Here is a 4,488-nt window from a genome sequence, read left to right on the forward strand (position 1 = left end):
GTAGGGGCTGCCGAACTCGGTGGACTCCGCATAGCTCGCCGGCGAACCGGCCGAGGTCGCGTCGTCGACGGTCGCGACCACATCACCGTGCAGGTTCGCCAACTGCAACGTCACCGCACCACCATCGGTCTGGACCGCGGCCAGATCGCCGCCGATACCGCTGACGTTCCGCGACCAGGACGAACCGACCCCGATCCACGCCGGGCTGTCCCCCGACCCCGACGTGTAATGGTTCACCGACGTGGTCGACCCGTCCGACCACGACCGAACCCGCCGAGCCGGATCCAACGCATACGTCCTCGTCGACGAACCCACGGTCTCGCTCGCCACCAGATCGTTCACGAAGTACCCGAGACTCGCCGACGACCCGGCCGGCGGGTACGGGTCCGTCGTCGTCCGACCGAACAGATCATAGGTATACCCGCTGTTCGTGAGCCGATCAGCCTGGTCATAGCCGAAAGAATAACCGCTGGGCGATGTTGACGTCGAGCAGGTACCCGCATCACTACCCCCACCATCGGGGTAGCTCGTCAACGACAACCGATTCGAATCCGCGTCATACCCATACGACCGCGTCGTGCACGACGCCGGACCGCCATAACTCACCGTATCCGCCACCGACGTCAACCGGCCCGACAAGTCATAACCCAACGACTTCGTCGATGCCGGCGTCGCGTCCAACCGGATCTGGCCGTAAATCGAGTTGGCCTGGGCGAATGCCAGCCACGGAGTGCCATCCTTGGTGTAGTTCAGCGCGGTCGGCTCACCGTTGTCGTCATACCGCGTCGCCGCGACCAGGCCGTTCGGATACGTCTGCGACGTCAGCTTCCCATCGGCGTTGTAACCCGCGGTGAACGTCGACGGCGCGCTGCCGGCGCCGACATCGAGACTCGTCAGCAGGCCACGGTGCTCCCCCGAACCACCGTCGTAGGTGTAGGTGTACGTGCCCTTGCCGTCGTTCACCGTCGCGACCCGGCCGTCGATGTCGTAGGTGGTCGCCGCGGTGTTGCCGTCGGCGTCGGTCTGCGAGGTCACCTGGCCCCACGAGTCGTAGCCGGTGGTAAGCGTGACGCTGTCCGCCGTGGTCGTCGTCGGCAGACCCGTCGACGCGTCGAAGGCGTAGGTGGCCGTCGGGATCGTGCTCCCGCCATCGGCCGCCGGGCTCGCCGCCACGGCCTCGGAGGTCTTCCGGCCGGCGCTGTCGTAGGTGTAGGTCGTGGTCCGGGTCGTCGAGTTGACCGTCTCGACGTTGGTCAGCACCTCGTTCAGGTCGTTGTACGTGTATGCCGACACCGGCAGTGGATTCCCCGACGACGGCTGCGCCGCCGGACCCTCCGTGCACGCCAGGCCGGTCCAGGAGGCGTTGACGCAGCTTCCCGACCCGGTCGCGGTGAAGTACGAGGTCAGCGTCGTGTAGGCGTCGCCACCGGAGCTGCTCGCCTTCGGCTGGCGGGACTCTACGACGTTGCCGGCCGCGTTGTAGTAGGTCGTGCGGACGATGTCCGGGGTGGAGCCGCCGCCCATCCAGGTCGTCACCGTCGTCGGCTTGCGCAGGTNCCACCCGGATGTTGCCGCGTCCGCGCCGCTCTTCGCCTCGTAGCCGTTGACGGTCTTGCGCGGGTCGGCGTCGCTGCCGTCGGCCAGGCGAATCGTCGTGGTCACCGTCGTCGCCAGCCGGTAGGGGGTCGGCGACGACGGGGCGCCCTGGTCGTAGTCGGTGTGGACGTGCTCGCGACCCGAGTAGCGGGCGCCGCCGTTGTCCACGATCTGATGCGTCGGGCCGTACGTGTCGGCCACCGACACCCCGTCCGCGGTGTACGCGGTCTGCTCGTCGAGCCGCTGGGAACGGGCCGCGGAGCTGGTCAGTGCCGCCACGGTCGGGTCGGTGTCCGCGGTCGGGGTCAGTGCCTGGTTGCGGTTCTCCGCGGACAGCGTGCGGATGGTGTTGCCCTTGGTGTCGTGTTCGGTGGTGGTGATCTGCCAGGCGCCGTTGCCGTAGGAGGCGCTGTTGACCTGCCGGCCGTCGCTGTTCAGGTAGGTCAGGTCGGCGTACGGCCAGTCCTGTGGCGACGGCGGTGACGGCGGCACATGATCGGCGGTGAACACGCCGGCGCCGTAGAGCGGCAGGTCCTGCTGCGCCCAGGCGGCGACCGCCCCGGCCGACAGGTCGATCGGGGCGGTGCCGCCGGTGACCGCGATGTCGTAGGCGACCGTCTGCGTCGCCGTCGACCCGCCGGGGGTCGGGCGGGACACCGTCGAGATCCGCCCGGAACTGTCGTAGGCCAGCGTCCAGGTGGCCTGGCCGGGCGGGGTGATCTGGGCGAGCCGGCCGGCCGTGTCGTAGCTGTAGGTGGTGATCAGGTTGGTGCGGGGGTCCTTCGCCGAACGCAGCCGGCCGGCGGAGTCGTAGGCGTAGGCGGCCACGTTCACCGGCGCGGCGCCGTTGAGCGCCATCNCGATCCCGCTGACCCGGCCGGTGTAGTCGCCCCAGGTCGCCGGGTCGGTGCCGGTGCCGGTCGCGGTGGTCGACGTCGCGTACGTCAGGGTCAGCGCGCGGCAGCCGGCGCCGAGCGTCGTGCACGACACCCCGGCGGGGACGGGGGCGAGGATGCGGGTGACCCGGCCCGCGGAGTCGGTGGTGTAGGTCGACGTGGTGTTCGAGCCGGGCTCGATGACCTGACTGGCATGCCAGGTCGTCACACCCCCGACGACCTGAGCGGTGAAGACGGTCTTCGTGCCGTCGACGTCGGTGTGGGTGAACTGGGTCGCGGAGTCCTTGGTCAGGGTGCTGCCGTCGACGGCGTCGTCGCCGACGCCGGTGTAGGCGTACGGATAGCCGCCGGTACCGGCGCGGGTGTAGACGTCCTGGACGCCGGTGTCGTCGGTGAAGGTGACATAGCCACCGGAATCGGTGCTGTCCGCCAGCGTCTCGTCCGCGGCACCGGCATCAGGGCCGGGCATGCTCGCCGTCCACCCCGNCCCGAAGATCGTGTTCGACGCACCCGCGGGCAGCACCTCGAACATCGACCACGAGTTCGTCGCCGTGGACGGTGCGGTGGTGGTGATGGTCAGCGCCTGACCGGGAGCGGAGGACGCCGCCGTCTTGTACAGCGCCGCACCGGTCAGGTCCGACTGGTGGTAGCTGCCCTGCAGCGTCACCCCGGAACCGGGGGTCGGGACCGCCGCGGCGTTCCAGTCGGCGACCGCGGCGAAGGCCATCGACCCGGCCGCGGTCGACGTCACCGACTGGTTGAACACCCCTGCGGTCGTGTCGTCGGGCGGGCCGATGTTCGTCGCGCCGATCGGCGTCGCCAGGTTCGCGTTCATCACCACGAGGACCTGCAGGAACTTCGAGCAGGTATTCGTCGACGAGGTCAGGGTGACGGTGCGTGCGGCGGAGCTCGACGTCCGCGCCCACCAGGCGACCGCCTCGTCCTTGGTGTCGTTCGCCCCGGACCCGGCGACCCGGATCCAGGACAGCCCACCCGAGTCGGAGATCGCCGGGATGGTGCTGGCGCCGGATCCGGTCGAACCGGTGTCGGCGAGGGCGAGCAGCAGCGCGTTCGCCGGCGCCGTGAACGACGCGGTCACCGCGTTACCCGCCGACGTGCAGCCGTTGCCGTTCCAGCCGACCGCCGGCGGCGTCGACGGATCGACCGTGAGGGCGGCGCCGGCGGGGGCGTTCACGCCGAGGGTGGTGAAGGTGCGCCCGACGGTGATGTCGCCGGTGTAGCTCGGCATCGACGCGTCGGTGGCGGACACCGCGTAGTCGCCGGTCAGCAGGGCCACCGAGCCCGGCCCGACGGCGTGGGTGGCCTCGGCGTCGGCGAACGCGTGCCGGGTGTACTGGATCGTGTGCGCCGGCACGCAGGTCACCGTGTTCGCCGCGTCCCGGAAGCAGGCCTGCACCTGCACCGGGCCGTCCGCGGCGCCCGCGGTGGTCATCGTGGCGGCGAGGTCCCAGGTCAGTCTGTCGAACAGGCCCGAGCCGTTGCGGGCCATCGGCCACGACGGATGCGTCGACGTGCCCGCGACGGTCACGGCGCCGGTCGGCACGTCCGTCCAGCCGGTGGCGGTGTTCGTACCCAGCCGGTACTGGAACGTCACCTGGGTCTGCGCCGACGGCGCCTGCCCCTCCAACGTCGTGAACCGCTGGACGCGGGCGCCGTCCGCCGGCTGCGCCAGCGCCCCCGCACCCACCCCGAAGCCGTAGGAGACGACCGGCGACAGGTTGCCCGCCTTGTCCTTCGTCCGCACGGAGAAGGTGTGCAGGCCGGCGGTCGTGGTCAGCGACGGGGTCGTCGTGGCCGTCGTCTCCGTCGCCGGGGACGGCTGGTCGAGGCCGTAGAGGAACGACTGGGTGTCCCCGCCGGGCGAGGTCCAGGTGAACGTGCCCGAGGTCGCCGACGCCCAGCCACCGGACGCCCACGCCGCCGAACTCAGTCCGGTCGGGGCGGATGGTGCGGTCGTGTCGACGATGAACGGGAT

Annotated in this window: 2 pseudogenes; both read right to left on the reverse strand. The window is 70.5% G+C overall.

Going from position 1 to position 4,488, the window contains the following annotated elements:
- Positions 1-1,524, reverse strand: a pseudogene (locus FF86_RS63505) (sugar-binding protein); the annotation flags it as partial.
- 33 nt (positions 1,525-1,557) lie between these two features.
- Positions 1,558-2,454: pseudogene (locus FF86_RS61480) on the reverse strand (RHS repeat domain-containing protein); the annotation flags it as partial.
- Positions 2,455-4,488 lie beyond the last annotated feature (2,034 nt).

It is taken from the genome of Frankia sp. CpI1-P, from assembly GCF_001421075.1.
Taxonomy (GTDB): domain Bacteria; phylum Actinomycetota; class Actinomycetes; order Frankiales; family Frankiaceae; genus Frankia; species Frankia torreyi.